The sequence below is a fragment of the Burkholderia pyrrocinia genome (assembly GCF_022809715.1).
GTDB classification, from domain to species: domain Bacteria; phylum Pseudomonadota; class Gammaproteobacteria; order Burkholderiales; family Burkholderiaceae; genus Burkholderia; species Burkholderia pyrrocinia_C.
Window position 1 is genome coordinate 2,403,822 of sequence record NZ_CP094459.1, and the last position, 15,926, is coordinate 2,419,747.

Genomic DNA, 15,926 nt, shown 5'->3' on the forward strand with positions numbered 1-15,926 from the left:
CGACCGGCCGCGTGCCATTTAAACCGCCTCATCGAAGGAATTCATCATGGTTGAACTGCATACGAACCACGGCGTGATCAAGCTCGAGCTCGACGCCGCGAAGGCACCGAAGACGGTCGAGAACTTCCTGAACTATGTGAAGAAGGGCCACTACGACGGCACCGTGTTCCATCGCGTGATCAACGGCTTCATGATCCAGGGCGGCGGCTTCGAGCCGGGCCTGAAGCAGAAGCCGACCGACGCGCCGATCGACAACGAGGCGAACAACGGCCTGAAGAACGACAACTACACGGTCGCGATGGCGCGCACGAACGATCCGCACTCGGCCACCGCCCAGTTCTTCATCAACGTGAACGACAACGACTTCCTGAACCACTCGTCGCCGACGCCGCAGGGCTGGGGCTACGCGGTGTTCGGCAAGGTCGTCGAAGGCCAGGACGTGGTCGACAAGATCAAGGGCGTCAAGACGGGCAACGCCGGTTTCCACCAGGACGTGCCGACCGACGACGTCGTGATCGAGAAGGCCGTCGTGGTCTGACGCACGGTAACGGAGGCACTTCGATGTTGCAGGAGAGTCCGCCGCGAAGCGTCTCCGCGGGCGTGCCGGGCGAGCGCGAATACGCGCAAGCCGCACGCCCGTTCCTGTTGCTCTCCGATCTGCATCTGAGCGAGGCGATTCCGAAGACGGTCGCCGCGTTCGAGCATTTCGTGAAATACACCGCGGACAGCGCCGACTCGGTGTTCATCCTCGGCGATCTTTTCGAATACTGGATCGGCGACGACATCCTCGACGACGATCCGTTCGCGGCACGCATGGCCGCGCTGATGCATACGTTCTCGGAACGCGGGATCGCGCTCTACGTGATGCACGGCAACCGCGATTTCCTGCTCGGCCGGCGCTTCATGAAGGCAGCCGGCGCGATGTTGCTGCCCGACCCTTCGCTGATCATGGCGTTCGGCCAGCGCATCGTGCTCGCGCACGGCGACGCGCAATGCACGGCCGACCGCGGCTACCAGGTGTTCCGCCGCTTCGCACGCAACCGCGTTGCGCAATGGCTGTTTCTCGCATGGCCGTTGCGCTGGCGCCGCGCGCTCGCGCAACGCATGCGCTCGAACAGCGAAGCGGGCCGGATGCGCCCTGCTTCGGCAATCTACGATGTCACGCGTGAAGGCGTGGCCGCGCTGTTCCGGAAAAGCCGCGCAACCGTGATCATTCACGGCCACACGCACCGCCCCGCGAGCCACGCCGAACCGGGCGGCATCCGCTGGGTGCTGCCCGACTGGGATCTCGACCACGGCAAGCCGCGCGGCGGCTACCTGCGCGTCGACGCGGAAGGCATCCACGCGATGCCGCTCGACTGACGCCGCCGCTGCCATCTCACCGACCGGCAGCCGTCGGCGTGCATCGCTTTACGCCTGGCGCTCGACCGTCTTTCCTTCCAGCACCGCCGACAGCCTGCGCAGGTCGAGACGCGCCGCGTCGGCGCCCTGCAGCGTTTCCAGATGCGTGCCGAGCCGCTCGAGCGCCGCGACGATCTCGTCGACGCGGCGGCTTTCCTTCGCCGCGTGATCGATCAGCCCGTGAATCGCGAGCGACATCGGATCGTCGGCGTTCGGCGTGATCCCGTATGCGCAGAACGCCGCGCGTTCCGGCTGCGGCTTCGGCTGCGCCGGCATCACGATGCGCGCCGGATTGCCGACCGCCGTGCCGCCCGCCGGCACCGGCTTCACGACGACCGCGTTCGAACCGATCTTCGCACCCGCGCCGACCGTGAAACCGCCGAGCACCTTCGCGCCCGCGCCGACGATCACGCCGGCCTCGAGCGTCGGGTGGCGCTTCGCGCCGCGCGTGAGCGACGTGCCGCCCAGCGTCACGCCCTGATAGATCGTGCAGTCGTCGCCGATGATCGCCGTTTCGCCGATCACGACACCCATGCCGTGATCGATGAACACGCGCCGGCCGATCGTCGCGCCGGGGTGGATCTCGATACCCGTCAGGAACCGCCCGGCCTGCGACGCGAAACGTGCAAGCCAGTAGCGCTTTGCGCGCCAGCAGGCATGCGCGAACCGGTGCAGCACGAGCGCATGCAGCCCCGGATAACAGGTCAGCACTTCCCAGGCACTGCGAGCGGCGGGATCCCGCTCGCGAATCGTTGCAACGTCTTCGCGCAATCTCGTGAACATGATCTGATCGGGGAAAAGGCCGGCGCGCACCGCCGGCAATGACCGGCCGTTATCGCGCCGGGTAATTTGCTTATGACGTCCGGCGATTGTAGGGCCAGTCGCACACGGCCGCACGAGGTCGCGCGTTCACCCCGCCGCCGGCGCGGGTATTCGGGCGGGAGGCTCGCTGTCGCAGTGTTTGCGGGAGGTTCGGCCGGCCGGAAACGCTGCGGGCCCGGCGCTTCCGGAGGCCGCGCAACGCCGCCCGGCCGACCGTGACGCCGCGCCTGAACGCCAGGTTGCCGGCGCGCCGGCCGCTTATGCGTCGCCGTCGGGCTTGCCCGTTTTCAGCAGGATGTGCTTCGCGACGCCGCGCAGGATGTTGACCTCCTCGCGCTCGAGGCCCGTGCGTGCGAACAGGCGCCGCAGCCGCGGCATCAGTTTCTTCGGATTGCGCGGGTCGAGGAAATCGAGCGCGATCAGCGCGTTCTCGAGGTGCACGTACATCCGCTCGATCTCGTCGCTCTGCGCGAGCGTGCCGGCCTCGGCCGACGGTTGCGGCGAAGGCTCGCTCGCCTGCTCGAGAAACGCGACGCGCAGCTCGTACGCGAGCACCTGCACGGCCTGCGCGAGGTTCAGCGAGCTGTATGCAGGGTTCGCCGGGATGTGCGCAAGCGCGCTGCACTGCTCGACATGCTCGTTCGCGAGACCCGTGCGCTCGTTGCCGAACACGAGCGCGATGTCGCCCGCGCCGACCTGCGCGCACGCCTGCGCGGCGGCCGCGCGCGGTGCAAGGCGCGGCGGCCCGTATTCGCGCGTGCGCGCGGTCAGCGCAATCGACCAGTGGACGCCGGACAGCGCGTCGCCGAGCGTCGGCACGACATGCGCGGACGCGAGGACGTCGTCCGCGCCGCTGGCCATCGCGATCGCCTCGGGGTCGCTCTGCACGTGCGGCACGCGCGGCGCGACCAGCACGAGACGCGAGAAGCCCATCGTCTTCAGCGCGCGGGCGGCCGCCCCGACATTGCCGGGATGGCTCGGCTCGACGAGCACGAAACGGGTGGACGTGAAGCCGCCGGACGGCGGCCGGGACGTGTCCGCGCCCGACTCGGACGGCGCGGCGGTGTTCTGCGGGGTTTCCACTACGATACGACTCGGTTCATCAGAATGGCCGTATGGTAGCGCTATCGCTCCGGCAAACCCACTCGTCCGGACGGCCAGCGGGGGTTTCCCCGCATTCCGGTCGCCTGAAACCGCCAAAAATCGGGTAAAATCATGCCTTTACGCGTCGCGCTCCGTGCGACGCGGGTCGTACCCCGCTCTTTGTCAATTCGCGTCTCACCTCGCCCGGCACGCTTGCGCCGTCCCGGGCGGTTGTTCCACTTCGTGGCGGCCCGTGCCGCCGGCTACAGGATCCAGGCTCATGCATCCCATGCTCAACATTGCTGTCAAGGCTGCGCGCCGCGCCGGACAGATCATCAATCGCGCGTCCCTCGATCTCGACCTGATCGAGATCCGCAGGAAGCAGCAGAACGACTTCGTCACCGAAGTGGACAAGGCCGCCGAAGAGGCGATCATCGAGACGCTGAAGACTGCCTACCCCGACCACGCGATCCTCGCGGAGGAATCGGGCGAATCGGAGAACGAATCCGAATTCAAGTGGATCATCGATCCGCTCGACGGCACGACCAACTTCATCCACGGCTTCCCGTACTACTGCGTATCGATCGCGCTCGAGCACAAGGGCGTCGTCACGCAGGCCGTCGTCTACGATCCGAACAAGAACGACCTGTTCACGGCCACGCGTGGCCGCGGCGCGTACCTGAACGATCGCCGCATCCGCGTCGGCCGCCGCGACCGCCTGTCCGACGCACTGGTCGGCACCGGCTTCCCGTTCCGCGAGAAGGACGGCCTCGACGCATACGCGCGCCTCTTCACCGAAATGACGCAGGCGTGCACGGGCCTGCGTCGCCCGGGCGCGGCGGCACTCGATCTCGCGAACGTCGCGGCCGGCCGCCTCGACGCGTTCTTCGAGCAGGGCATCAACGTGTGGGACATGGCGGCGGGCAGCCTGCTGATCACCGAGGCCGGCGGCCTCGTCGGCAACTACACGGGCGATGCCGATTTCCTGCATCGCCATGAGATCGTCGCCGCGAACCCGAAGATCTACGCGCAGATGATCCCGATCCTGAATCGCTACACCCGCGTGCATCCGACGGCCGAATAAGTCCCGGCCGCGCCCGCCTGTGCGGTGCGCTTCGACGGCCCGGGCCCGCTTCACGCGGCACGGGCCGTCGGCAAAGCGATGCCGCGTGCGTCGCTACCGCCCTTTTCGCTCTGGCGGCCGCATTTTTGCGTGGCATTGATATCGATGTGCTATGTTGGCCGGCATGAACGACAAGGGCGCTACGCCCGCCTGGCGTGGCTTTCGACAAACCACTCGCCGGCACCGTGATGATGGAGCGACTTTCGCCTTCCGATGGCTCGGGGACGGAAAAATCTTCCCCGCGCTTCACGCTCCCGTCCTGAAGTTGCCCGAGTTGTCCGGCCTGGTCAGCATGCAGCCCGTCGTACCGCGTTTTCCAGCGATGAATGATTTGATGCCCGCGTGGCGAACAACGCCCCCACCCGCATGCCTGCCCCGCCTGTTTCAACACCGCCACGACGTCGTGGCGACAGCATCCGAGTACCCATGTTACGGCTAAGCGAAATTAAACTCCCCCTCGACCATCCCGAAAGCGCTCTCGAAGCCGCGATTCGCGCGCGCCTCGAGGAGCTTGGCGTGGCGGCAGACGGGCTCGTCCGTTACACCGTGTTCCGCCGTGCGCACGATGCACGCAAGCGCTCCGACATCAAGCTGACGTATATCGTCGATGTCGAAGTCAAGGACGAAGCGGCCGCGCTCGAGCAACTCGCCGGCAAGCCGCATTGCGGCGTGACGCCCGACATGGCGTACCACTTCGTCGCGAAGGCCCCGGAACACGCCGATTTCCTGCGCCCGGTCGTCATCGGCATGGGGCCGTGCGGCCTGTTTGCAGGGCTGATCCTCGCGCAGATGGGATTCCGCCCCATCATCCTCGAACGCGGCAAGGCCGTGCGCGAGCGCACCAAGGACACCTTCGGCCTGTGGCGCAAGAGCGTACTCAATCCCGAATCCAACGTGCAGTTCGGCGAAGGCGGCGCCGGCACGTTTTCCGACGGCAAGCTGTACAGCCAGATCAAGGATCCGAACCACTATGGCCGCAAGGTGCTCGACGAATTCGTCAAGGCGGGCGCGCCGGAAGACATCCTGTATCTGAGCCGGCCGCACATCGGCACGTTCCGCCTCGTCAGCATGGTGGAAAAAATGCGCGCCTCCATCCACGAACTGGGTGGTGAAGTGCGCTTCGAAACCCGGGTCGACGACATCGAAATCGATCAGGGCAAGGTGCGCTCGCTGAAGCTCTCGAACGGGGAAACGCTCCGGTGCGACCACGTGGTGCTGGCCGTGGGCCACAGCGCGCGCGACACCTTCCAGATGCTGCACGATCGCGGTGTGTATATCGAAGCCAAGCCGTTTTCGCTGGGTTTTCGCATCGAACATCCGCAGGGGCTGATCGATCGCAGCCGCTTCGGCAAGTTTGCGGGCCACAAGCAACTCGGTGCGGCCGACTACAAGGTGGTCCACCACTGCAGCAATGGACGGGCGGTCTACAGCTTCTGCATGTGCCCCGGCGGCACGGTGGTCGCGGCGACCTCGGAGCCGGGCCGCGTGGTCACCAATGGCATGAGCCAGTATTCCCGTGCCGAGCGCAACGCGAATGCGGGCATCGTCGTCGGCATCACGCCGGAAGACTATCCAGGCGGTCCGCTGGCGGGCATCGCGTTCCAGCGCAAATGGGAAGAGCGCGCATTCGAACTCGGCGGCGGCGATTACCGCGCGCCGGGCCAGCTGGTCGGGGATTTCATCGCGGGCCGGCCGTCGACGTCGCTGGGCTCGGTGGAGCCGTCGTACAAGCCGGGCGTGAATCCGACCGACCTCAGCACCGCGCTGCCGGACTACGTGATCGAAGCGATCCGTGAAGCATTGCCGCAGATCGACAAGAAGATTGCGGGCTTCGCGATGCACGATGCCGTGCTCACCGGCGTGGAGACGCGCACTTCGTCGCCGATCCGGATTCGACGCAAGGACGATTACCAAAGCATGAACGTCGAAGGCCTGTATCCGGCCGGCGAAGGCGCGGGGTATGCGGGCGGCATCTATTCGGCAGCCATCGACGGCATCGAAGTCGCGCAAGCGGTGGCACTCAGCCTGACGTCGACGCACGCGTCCTGAGGTGCCGGGCAGGATCGGCGCGCGAAGCGCCGTGAGCCGGGTGACGCCGACTTTCGCGGGCCCGCCCGAGTGCGGGGTCGACTCGTCGGACAGCGCCGGCAGCAGCCGGTCGTGGTCTCCGGCACCTGGCCGAACGGCGAACTTCGCACTTGCACGTCGGGGCCGCTGGTAAACTCGGGCGACCAAAGCAACAAACCTGATGCCTGACCTATGACCACGTTGTCGCCCGAAGCCTTTGCAGGCCACACCCCGATGATGCAGCAGTACCTGCGCATCAAGGCCGACCATCCCGACACCCTCGTGTTCTACCGGATGGGCGACTTCTACGAGTTGTTTTTCGAAGATGCCGAAAAGGCCTCGCGCCTGCTCGACCTGACCCTCACGCAGCGCGGCGCCACAGCCGGCACGCCGATCAAGATGGCCGGCGTGCCGCATCACGCGGTCGAGCAGTATCTTGCGAAGCTCGTGAAGATGGGCGAATCGGTCGCGATCTGCGAGCAGATCGGCGATCCGGCCACGTCGAAGGGCCCCGTCGAGCGCAAGGTCGTGCGCGTCGTCACGCCCGGCACGCTGACCGATGCCGCGCTGCTGTCCGACAAGAACGACGTCTACCTGCTCGCGATGTGCACGGGCCACAACAAGCGCGGCGTCGCGGTCAACATCGGCCTCGCGTGGCTGAACCTCGCAAGCGGTGCGCTGCGGCTCGCCGAAATCGAACCCGAGCAGCTCGGCGCCGCGCTCGAGCGCATCCGGCCGGCCGAAATCCTGACGGCGGACGGCGCAACCGACGCCGTGCCGACAGGCCCGGGCGCAACCAAGCGCGTGCCGGCGTGGCACTTCGACATCGCGTCGGGCACGCAGCGCCTGTGCGACCAGCTCGATGTCGCGAGCCTCGACGGTTTCGGTGCGCATTCGCTGACGAGCGCCTGCGGCGCGGCCGGCGCGCTGCTGCTCTACGCAGCAGCCACGCAAGGCCAGCAACTGCGGCACGTGCGCAGTCTGAAGGTCGAGAACGAAACCGAATACATCGGGCTCGATCCGGCCACGCGCCGCAACCTCGAACTGACCGAGACGCTGCGCGGCACCGAGTCGCCGACGCTGTATTCGCTGCTCGACACCTGCTGCACGACGATGGGCAGCCGCCTGCTGCGTCACTGGCTGCATCACCCGCCGCGCGCGTCGGTCGCCGCGCAGTCGCGCCAGCAGGCGATCGGCGCGCTGCTCGATGCGCCGGCGAATGCAAGCCTCGACGCACTGCGCAGCGCGCTGCGCCAGATCGCCGACGTCGAACGGATCACCGGGCGTCTCGCGCTGCTGTCCGCGCGCCCGCGGGACCTGTCGAGCCTGCGCGACACGTTCGCCGCGCTGCCGGCGCTGCGCGAGCGCATCGGCGCGATCGTCGCGAATGCGGACGCGCTCACCCGTGTCGACGCGGCGCTCGCGCCGCCCGCCGAATGCCTCGACCTGCTGACGAGTGCGATTGCGCCCGAGCCGGCTGCCATGGTGCGCGACGGCGGCGTGATCGCGCGCGGCTACGACGCCGAGCTCGACGAGCTGCGCGACATCTCGGAGAACTGCGGGCAGTTCCTGATCGATCTCGAAGCGCGCGAACGCACGCGCACCGGCATCGCGAACCTGCGCGTCGAATACAACAAGGTGCACGGCTTCTACATCGAGGTCACGCGCGGCCAGACCGACAAGGTGCCCGACGACTACCGCCGCCGCCAGACGCTGAAGAACGCCGAGCGCTACATCACGCCCGAACTGAAGACCTTCGAGGACAAGGCACTGTCCGCGCAGGAACGCGCGCTGGCGCGCGAGCGCGCGCTGTACGACGCGGTGCTGCAGGCGCTGCTGCCGTTCATCCCCGAGTGCCAGCGCGTCGCGTCGGCACTCGCCGAGCTCGACCTGCTCGCCGCATTCGCTGAACGCGCACGCGCGCTCGACTGGGTCGCGCCGACCTTCACCGACGAGATCAGCATCGAAATCGAACAGGGCCGCCACCCGGTCGTCGAAGCGCAGGTCGAGCAGTTCATCGCGAACGACTGCCGGTTCGGCACCGAACGCAAGCTGCTGCTGATCACCGGTCCGAACATGGGCGGTAAGTCGACGTTCATGCGGCAGACCGCACTGATCGCGCTGATGGCTTACGTCGGCAGCTACGTGCCGGCGAAGTCCGCATGCTTCGGTCCGATCGACCGGATCTTCACGCGCATCGGCGCGGCCGACGATCTCGCGGGCGGCCGCTCGACGTTCATGGTCGAGATGACCGAGGCCGCGGCGATCCTCAACGACGCGACCCCGCAAAGCCTCGTGCTGATGGACGAGATCGGCCGCGGCACGTCGACGTTCGACGGCCTGGCGCTCGCATGGGCCATCGCGCGCCACCTGCTTGCGCACAACGCCTGCTACACGCTGTTCGCTACGCACTACTTCGAGCTGACGCAACTGCCGGCCGAATTCCCGCAGGCAGCCAACGTCCACCTGTCGGCCGTCGAGCATGGCCACGGCATCGTGTTCCTGCACGCGGTCAACGAAGGCCCGGCGAACCAGAGTTACGGCCTGCAGGTCGCGCAGCTCGCTGGCGTCCCGGCGCCCGTGATCCGCGCCGCGCGCAAGCACCTCGCCTATCTCGAACAGCAGTCGGCGGTACAGCACACGCCGCAACTCGACCTGTTCAGCGCGCAGCCGGTGGTCGCCGACGATTTCGAATGCGCGGACGCGCCGGCGCTGCCTGACACACCGCATCCGGCGCTCGAGAAGCTGCGCGACATCGACCCCGACGATCTCAAGCCGCGCGAAGCGCTCGACCTGCTGTACGAGCTGCGCACGCTGGTCCGGTCGCACGATGCCGACGGGCACGCGTAAGCGCATCCCGCGGCGCCTGCCGGCCCGCGCCGCCGCCACGCTCGCCGCGGCGGTACTGGCGCTCGCGCAGGCCGGCGCGCTGGCAGCGCCGCCGAAGCGTGCCACCGCGCCCTACTCGTTCGCGGTCGTGTCGGGCGTCATCAACGTACCGGCGGACGAACCGGCGACCCAGCGGCTGCTCGATTCGATCGCGCGCGAGCGCAACCTCGCTTTCGTCGTCTATGCGGGCGATCTCAAGGGCTCGAAGGAAGCGTGCCGCGATGCGCTGTATTCGCAGCGCGGCGCGATCCTGGACGCCGCACGCGTGCCGCTCGTCTTCATCCCCGGCCACGACGACTGGGTAACGTGCAACACCGTGGCCGGCGGCAACTACGATCCGGTCGAACGGCTCGACTTCCTGCGGCAGACGCTGCTCGCCGATTCGGCGCTGCCCGACCCGGGCGCGCTGCAGATCACGCGGGAAAGCGAGATCGCCCGGTTCCGGCCGTATCGCGAAAACGCACGCTGGATGCGCGACGACATCGTCTATGTCGCACTCAACGCACCGGCGCCGAACAACCACTTCCTGACGGCCGGCGGCCGCAACGGCGAATTCGAGGACCGCGTCATCGCGAACGGGTTCTGGATCGATCACGCAGCCGAATACGCGAAGCGGCGCGAAGCGCGTGCGATGGTGGTGATTTTCGAAGGCGATCCGCAATTCGAACGCTATGAACGCTCGGAGCGGTTCGCGTGGCTGCGTTTCAACCGGCCGCGCGTGCGCGACGGCTTCCGCGAGTTGAAACGAACGCTGGTGAAGGCGGCGACGACGTTCCGCGGCCCGATACTGGTGCTGCACGCGAGCGGCGAACCGCTCGCGAACGGCTTTCTGATCGATCGACCGCTGCGGACCGACGACGGCGACCTGGTGGGAAACGTGACGCGTGTCGCGATCGGACCGCGCCATCCGGTGAATCAGTGGGTAAAGGTGAGCGTGTCGCCGGCACGGCAGACGATCTTCAACGTGAGCCTGCAGGAGGTACCGAAGAACCTGCCTGTGCCGCCCGCGCTGCCGCTCGTGCCGCACGACGATGTCCCGCTGCCGCAGATGCCGGAAATCCCCGCGTTGCCGGCGCTGCCCGACTCGTCGGCGGTCGCGCCGCCGCTGCAGGGTGACGGCGCCGCACCCGGCGGCGCGTCGTGGCCGGCACCGCCCCCCGCATCGGGGCCGGCGCCCGGCCTCCCTGCGAGCTCAGTGCAGGGTGCGCCCTGACGGCGATTCGCCGTCTTCGTCTTCATCCTCGTCGACGATCTCGAGCCCTTCCGCGCCATGCGCGTGCTCGTGCTCGATTTCGTCTTCGGTTGCTTCGCGGACGTCCTTCACCGTGAGTGCGAAACGCAGCGCCATGCCTGCCAGCGGGTGATTGCCGTCGAGCACGACCTTGTCTTCGGCGACGTCGGTGACCGTATAGATCAGCGAATCGACGTCCTCGTCGCCGTCTTCCGGGGTGCCTTCGAACTGCATGCCCACTTCGAGCGGCTCGGGGAAGCGATCGCGCGGCTCGATCTTCACGAGTTCGGGATCGTAGTCGCCGAACGCGTCCTGCGGCTCGAGCTGAATCTGCGCCTGGTAACCCGGCTCGTGCCCGTCGAGCTGTTCCTCGATCTTGGGGAACGTGCCATCATAGCCGCCGTGCAGATAGACCATCGGCTCGTCGCTTTCCTCGATCAGATTGCCCTGTGCATCCGACAGCTTGTAAGTGACCGATACGACGGTGTTTTTTGCGATTTTCATCCAATTCTCCCAAATACAAGTCTCATTATACGATGCGCAACCGGTCTCAAGCCGAACCGCGGGATGCCGCTGCCGCCCCGCTCGGCGCGCCGCCTTCCGATCTTCCCACACCATTGCTCGGCGGTCTCACGCCGGCGCAATTCATGCGCGGCTACTGGCAAAAGAAGCCGCTCCTGATCCGCCAGGCGATCCCCGGCGTTGCGTCGCCGGTCACGCGCGATGCGCTGTTCGAGCTCGCATCCGACTATGACGCGGAATCGCGACTGATCACCCATTTTCGTAACAAGTGGCAACTGGCGCACGGGCCGTTCGAGCCCGACTCGCTGCCGGCCGTCACGCGCAAGTCATGGACCCTGCTCGTGCAGGGGCTCGACCTGCATGTCGACGCGGCACGCGCGTTGCTCGACCGCTTCCGCTTCATCCCGGACGCGCGGCTGGACGACCTGATGATCTCGTATGCGACCGACGGCGGCGGCGTCGGCCCGCACTTCGATTCATACGACGTATTCCTGCTGCAGGTCGAAGGCCGGCGCCGCTGGCGCGTCGGTGCGCAGAAAGACCTGTCGCTGCAACCGGACGTGCCGCTGAAGATCCTCGAAAACTTCGAACCGAGCGACGAATGGGTGCTGGAGCCCGGCGACATGCTGTATCTGCCGCCGCACATCGCGCACGACGGCGTCGCAGAAGGCGAATGCATGACCTGCTCGATCGGCTTCCGGGCCCCGTCCGCGGGCGAGCTGGGCGCCCAGTTCCTGTACTACCTCGCGGAGCGCGGCGGCCTGCGCGACGGGAACGGCGACGACCTCTACCGCGATCCGAAGCAGCCGGCCGTCGACACGCCCGCGCAGCTGCCTCCGGCGATGGTCGAACGCGTCGCCGAGATCGTCGACGCAATCCGCTGGCGCAAGCGCGACGTCGCCGAATTCCTCGGCTGCTACCTGAGCGAGCCCAAGCCGAACGTCGTATTCGACCCGCCCGCACGTCCGCTGACCGAGGCCGCGTTCGTCGCGCAAGCGTCACGCCGCGGCGTATGTCTCGACAGAAGGGCCGCATTGATGTATAACGCGCGATCGTACTTCATTAATGGCGAGGAAGGACCGCTCGAGCAGGCCGGCGAATGGCTGCCCGAACTGGCCAATCAACGCCAGGTGGAGGCGAAACGGTTTGTAACACTATCTCAGGTTCCCTCGATGACAGCCTTGTTGCACGAGTGGTATCGTGCGGGCTGGATACGGGTCGGAAGCCGGAATTAGTGTGAGTCGCCCCGTATGCCCATACAGATCAAATTCTGTATGGGAAAGACAACGTATTGACCCCGCATTTGTCGACGGTCGATAGGAAAGTGCATATAATTTCCGCCCAAGCCGTAGGGAAGATTCACGCTCTAGAAGTGCGTCTCCACCAGCGGCCCAGGTCGGTGTTGGAGCACATTACCGGTATTGTTTCGCGCTGTTGCTTACCTTTAACCATAAAAGGACGTGATCATGAAGAAATCCCTCCTCGTAGCTTCCCTGTTGGCTGCTGTTGCACTGGCTGCTTGCAACAAGAGCGCTGATCAAGCTGCTTCGTCGGCTGCAAGCGACGCAGCTGCTGCTGCTTCGTCGGCTGCTTCGGCAGTTGCTGGTGCTGCGAGCGACGCTTCGGCTGCTGCTTCGTCGGCAACGGCTGCTGCGAGCGACGCTGCTGCTGCAGTGGCGTCGGCTGCTTCGGCAGCGACGGCTGCTCCGGCTTCGGGCGCAAGCCAGTAAGCCTCAGCGTCAGCTGAAAAAAAACCGGCCCGAGGGCCGGTTTTTTTACGTCTGCAGGTTCCGGATCGATCGCCCGTCCGCCGCAGCGGCCCTGCCCCGCTCATCCGAGCATCAGCCAGTCGAATCCCGCGTCCTGCGTGGCCACGACCACCTCCTCCCCGCTCGTCCCCAGCACGCCGGCAAACGCCTGGCGCGCCAGTTCCGGCAGGTTGTTCTGCTGGCTCAGGTGCGCCGCGACCAGGTGCTTGAGGCGGCTGCGTTCGAGCGACGCGAGGATGTCGGCCGCCGCGTCGTTGCTCAGGTGGCCGTGGTTGCCGCCGATCCGCGCCTTCAGCGACTGCGGATAGCGGCTCGCGGCCAGCATCGCGGGGTCATGGTTGGATTCGAGCACCAGCGCGTCACAGCCGCTCAGGACGGCCGTGATGTGCGGCGTGGCCATCCCCACGTCCGTCAGCACGCCGAGCCGGCTGCAGCCGTCCATGAAGACGAACTGGAGCGGTTCGCGCGCATCGTGAGGGACCGTATAGGGCATGACGGCCAGATCGCGTATCGCGGCCGTCTCGTCGCCCCACAGCACGTGGAGATCGACATCGGCCTCGTCCGCGCCGACCGCGCGCGCGGTGCCCCAGCTCATGTAGAGCGGCAGCGACGCACGCCGGGCGAGTGTCAGCGCGCTGCCGATGTGGTCGCTGTGTTCATGGGTGATGAGGATCGCATCGAGATCATCGATGCCGAGATTCAGTCGGCCGAGCCGACGCTCGACCTCCTTGGCAGAAAAGCCGCAGTCGAGCAGCACGCGGGTGGTCGTCGTGCCGCTCGAGGCCTCGACGACCAGCGCGTTGCCTTCGCTGCCGCTTCCGAGGCTGGCGAATCGCACGCGCTCAGTTCAGCTGCGCATGCAGCAGCGAAATGATCCGCTGCGCGTCCGACGAGTTGTCGACCTGCCCGTTTGCGCCGACCACCGCGACCTGTGTACCGCCGCCTTGCGCGCGCACGTTGACCAGGAATTCCCGGCCCGGCTTCGCCGCCGACGGACCGCCGTAGAACAGCTTGCCGAACAGGCCGTCGCGCTTGAGCTCTTCCATCGAATTCGCATAGCGCACGGTATATACGCCCTTCTCGCGGTCGCGATTGTCGACCGTGAAGTTCGTACGGTCGAGCGCGAGACCCACGCGCAGCCACGCACGGTCGAACGACTCGGCCAGCTGCAGCGTCGCTGCGCCGCTGCTCGTGTCGCCGACCTGCGCCGGCGCCGTCGCGGGACGTGCATCGGTCAGCAGTTGCTTCGCCTGCGCGTCGGTCAGGCCGAACTTCTGCATCAGCTTCGACAGGAACACGGCTTCGAGCACCGGGTTGCGCGGACGCTCTTCCCAGCGCGACGACGTGCCGCCCTGCGGGCCGACCATCATTTCTTCCATCGCGCTATGCGTGATCGAGATGTCGGTATTGCCGTCCGACGTGCGGTTCACGAGCGTACGGAAACGGTCGCGCGTGCCGGACGAGTACGCGAAATCGATGACCTTGCCGATCGTGCGGCGGAACCAGTCGTCGGGAATGTTCGCGCGGTTCTCGGCCCAGTCGGTGGCCATGATGCCCGTCGACGGCGCGTCGGTCTTCAGCGAGAAGCCGTTCTCCTGCCAGAACTCCTTCAGGATCGGCCACAGCTGCTCGGGCGTCCGGCCATCGACGACGAGCCAGCGGCGATCGCCGTCGCGCTCGATGTGCATGCCGAGCGGATCCTGCGCGCTCGGGATGCCGTCGGTCGCGTTGCCGGCCTGCGTCGTGGCCCGCGGCGGCAGCGTGCCGAGCCCCGCGTTGGTCGGCGGAGCGACGAACTGCTGGGTCGTCGGCACCGGCTTCAGGTCGCTCGGCACCGCGAGCGGCGGCGCCGAACCGGTGTTCTTGTAGTTGACCCGGTCGGGAGCCAGGTAGTCGTTCAGCGTATCGCAGCCAGCGAGCGCGCCCAGCGCCAGCGCCACCATCGACATCTGGATGGCGCGAGAGGAAAAGGCGAAACGTTTCATGAAATCCTTCGTCTTGCTTGAACGCTCGTCAGGAGCGGCGCCGGACGGAGCCGGCCGGTGCGGGTTGATCAGGGGTCGAGCCGGCGGCCGCAGGACGCGGCCGCCTCGGCATCAGGCGAGGATGCCGGCCTCGACGAGGGCCGAACGCACGGCATCGTGGTAGCGCTCGTCGAGCGCCGTGAGCGGCAGCCGGATGCCGCCCTGCATCTTGCCCATCGCCTGCAGTGCCCACTTCACCGGAATCGGGTTCGCCTCGATGAACAGGTTCTTGTGCAGCGACAGCAGCTTCATGTGCAGTTCGCGGGCCGTCTGCACGTCGCCGGCCAGCGCCGCGCGGCACAGCTCGCTCATCGCGCGCGGCGCGACGTTCGCCGTCACCGAGATGTTGCCGTGGCCGCCGAGCAGCATCAGCGCGATCGCGGTCGGATCGTCGCCGCTGTAGATCGCGAAATGCTTCGGCGCGGCCTTGATCAGGTGCGCGGCGCGATCGATGTTGCCGGTCGCTTCCTTCACGCCGATGATGCCCGGCACCTGCGCGAGACGCAGCATCGTCTCGTTCGCCATATCGGCGACCGTGCGGCCCGGCACGTTGTACAGGATCACCGGCAGGTCGACCGCTTCGGCGATCGTCTTGAAGTGACGGTACATGCCTTCCTGCGTCGGCTTGTTGTAGTACGGCACGACCTGCAGCGTCGCGTCCGCGCCGACCGATTTCGCGTGCTTCGTCAGCTCGATCGCCTCGGCGGTCGAGTTGCCGCCCGCGCCCGCGATGATCGGGATGCGTTTCGCCGCATGCTCGACCGCCGTGCGGATCATCAGGATGTGCTCTTCGACGTTGAGCGTTGCCGACTCGCCGCTCGTACCGACGACGACGAGCGCATCGGTGCCTTCCGCGATGTGCCAGTCGATCAGTTTGCGAAACGCCGGCAGGTCGAGACTGCCGTCTTCGAGCATCGGGGTGACGATCGCGGGGATGCTGCCGCGGATTTGAATGCCGTCTTGGGTGCCGTTAGCCATGAAACGCGATTGAATGT

Annotated in this window: 14 protein-coding genes; 8 read left to right on the forward strand and 6 right to left on the reverse strand. The window is 66.8% G+C overall.

What is annotated here, in order from left to right:
* Positions 1 to 46 precede the first annotated feature (46 nt).
* Together MRS60_RS11170 and MRS60_RS11175 are read left to right on the forward strand one after the other, a co-directional pair.
* Positions 47 to 538 (forward strand): peptidylprolyl isomerase, encoded by a 492-nt coding sequence (locus tag MRS60_RS11170; RefSeq protein WP_006478428.1) that lies wholly within the window; start codon positions 47 to 49, stop codon positions 536 to 538.
* Positions 539 to 561: 23 nt separating this feature from the next.
* Positions 562 to 1,362, forward strand: coding sequence for a UDP-2,3-diacylglucosamine diphosphatase (locus MRS60_RS11175; RefSeq protein WP_034183591.1), 801 nt, complete (start codon positions 562 to 564; stop codon positions 1,360 to 1,362).
* A 48-nt stretch (positions 1,363 to 1,410) separates the two neighbouring features.
* On the opposite strand, the gene cysE is transcribed toward MRS60_RS11175, so the two are convergent.
* Positions 1,411 to 2,184: a serine O-acetyltransferase gene (cysE, locus tag MRS60_RS11180; RefSeq protein WP_034183604.1), complete on the reverse strand. Its 774-nt coding sequence runs from the start codon at positions 2,182 to 2,184 to the stop codon at positions 1,411 to 1,413.
* A 297-nt stretch (positions 2,185 to 2,481) separates the two neighbouring features.
* A complete protein-coding gene (locus MRS60_RS11185) occupies positions 2,482 to 3,306 on the reverse strand; it encodes an RNA methyltransferase (RefSeq protein WP_105392855.1) in 825 nt (274 codons plus the stop codon).
* Positions 3,307 to 3,586: 280 nt separating this feature from the next.
* On the opposite strand from MRS60_RS11185, the gene MRS60_RS11190 reads away from it, so the two are divergent.
* The 4 genes from MRS60_RS11190 to MRS60_RS11205 all read left to right on the forward strand — a co-directional run bounded on the left by MRS60_RS11190 (position 3,587) and on the right by MRS60_RS11205 (position 10,598).
* Complete coding sequence (locus tag MRS60_RS11190; protein ID WP_034183589.1) at positions 3,587 to 4,390, forward strand: inositol monophosphatase family protein; 804 nt, start codon at positions 3,587 to 3,589, stop codon at positions 4,388 to 4,390.
* A gap of 465 nt (positions 4,391 to 4,855) precedes the next feature.
* A complete protein-coding gene (locus MRS60_RS11195) occupies positions 4,856 to 6,478 on the forward strand; it encodes an NAD(P)/FAD-dependent oxidoreductase (RefSeq protein WP_131947119.1) in 1,623 nt (540 codons plus the stop codon).
* A gap of 210 nt (positions 6,479 to 6,688) precedes the next feature.
* Positions 6,689 to 9,346: a DNA mismatch repair protein MutS gene (gene mutS / locus MRS60_RS11200; protein WP_243564694.1), complete on the forward strand. Its 2,658-nt coding sequence runs from the start codon at positions 6,689 to 6,691 to the stop codon at positions 9,344 to 9,346.
* Positions 9,327 to 10,598, forward strand: coding sequence for a hypothetical protein (locus MRS60_RS11205; protein ID WP_243564695.1), 1,272 nt, complete (start codon positions 9,327 to 9,329; stop codon positions 10,596 to 10,598). The genes mutS and MRS60_RS11205 overlap by 20 nt, the downstream gene beginning before the upstream one ends.
* Here the strand turns inward: MRS60_RS11205 and MRS60_RS11210 are convergent.
* On the reverse strand, positions 10,578 to 11,120 hold the full coding sequence (locus MRS60_RS11210) for an FKBP-type peptidyl-prolyl cis-trans isomerase (RefSeq protein WP_034183585.1): 543 nt from the start codon (positions 11,118 to 11,120) through the stop codon (positions 10,578 to 10,580). The genes MRS60_RS11205 and MRS60_RS11210 overlap by 21 nt on opposite strands.
* A 32-nt stretch (positions 11,121 to 11,152) precedes the next feature.
* Here MRS60_RS11210 and MRS60_RS11215 point away from each other — a divergent pair, with 32 nt between their 5' ends.
* Entirely contained in the window at positions 11,153 to 12,373 is a 1,221-nt protein-coding gene (locus MRS60_RS11215; RefSeq protein ID WP_034183584.1) for a cupin domain-containing protein, read from the forward strand.
* A gap of 56 nt (positions 12,374 to 12,429) precedes the next feature.
* Positions 12,430 to 12,675 (forward strand): hypothetical protein, encoded by a 246-nt coding sequence (locus MRS60_RS35160; protein ID WP_011657350.1) that lies wholly within the window; start codon positions 12,430 to 12,432, stop codon positions 12,673 to 12,675.
* 293 nt (positions 12,676 to 12,968) lie between these two features.
* Here MRS60_RS35160 and MRS60_RS11220 read toward each other — a convergent pair whose 3' ends face one another.
* From MRS60_RS11220 to dapA, 3 genes are all read right to left on the reverse strand, one after another.
* Positions 12,969 to 13,745: an MBL fold metallo-hydrolase gene (locus tag MRS60_RS11220; protein WP_243564696.1), complete on the reverse strand. Its 777-nt coding sequence runs from the start codon at positions 13,743 to 13,745 to the stop codon at positions 12,969 to 12,971.
* A gap of 4 nt (positions 13,746 to 13,749) precedes the next feature.
* Complete coding sequence (gene bamC, locus MRS60_RS11225; protein WP_034183582.1) at positions 13,750 to 14,892, reverse strand: outer membrane protein assembly factor BamC; 1,143 nt, start codon at positions 14,890 to 14,892, stop codon at positions 13,750 to 13,752.
* A 111-nt stretch (positions 14,893 to 15,003) separates the two neighbouring features.
* Positions 15,004 to 15,909, reverse strand: coding sequence for a 4-hydroxy-tetrahydrodipicolinate synthase (gene dapA, locus MRS60_RS11230; RefSeq protein WP_243564697.1), 906 nt, complete (start codon positions 15,907 to 15,909; stop codon positions 15,004 to 15,006).
* Positions 15,910 to 15,926 lie beyond the last annotated feature (17 nt).

Excerpts from the sequence above, each read along its gene's own strand:
- dapA (WP_243564697.1), bottom strand. The coding sequence starts at position 15,909 with ATGGCTAACGGCACCCAAGACGGCATTCAAATCCGCGGCAGCATCCCC.
- cysE (WP_034183604.1), bottom strand. The coding sequence starts at position 2,184 with ATGTTCACGAGATTGCGCGAAGACGTTGCAACGATTCGCGAGCGGGAT.
- MRS60_RS11215 (WP_034183584.1), top strand. The coding sequence starts at position 11,153 with ATGCGCAACCGGTCTCAAGCCGAACCGCGGGATGCCGCTGCCGCCCCG.
- MRS60_RS11195 (WP_131947119.1), top strand. The coding sequence starts at position 4,856 with ATGTTACGGCTAAGCGAAATTAAACTCCCCCTCGACCATCCCGAAAGC.
- bamC (WP_034183582.1), bottom strand. The coding sequence starts at position 14,892 with ATGAAACGTTTCGCCTTTTCCTCTCGCGCCATCCAGATGTCGATGGTG.
- MRS60_RS11190 (WP_034183589.1), top strand. The coding sequence starts at position 3,587 with ATGCATCCCATGCTCAACATTGCTGTCAAGGCTGCGCGCCGCGCCGGA.
- MRS60_RS11205 (WP_243564695.1), top strand. The coding sequence starts at position 9,327 with ATGCCGACGGGCACGCGTAAGCGCATCCCGCGGCGCCTGCCGGCCCGC.
- MRS60_RS11175 (WP_034183591.1), top strand. The coding sequence starts at position 562 with ATGTTGCAGGAGAGTCCGCCGCGAAGCGTCTCCGCGGGCGTGCCGGGC.
- MRS60_RS11210 (WP_034183585.1), bottom strand. The coding sequence starts at position 11,120 with ATGAAAATCGCAAAAAACACCGTCGTATCGGTCACTTACAAGCTGTCG.
- mutS (WP_243564694.1), top strand. The coding sequence starts at position 6,689 with ATGACCACGTTGTCGCCCGAAGCCTTTGCAGGCCACACCCCGATGATG.
- MRS60_RS11170 (WP_006478428.1), top strand. The coding sequence starts at position 47 with ATGGTTGAACTGCATACGAACCACGGCGTGATCAAGCTCGAGCTCGAC.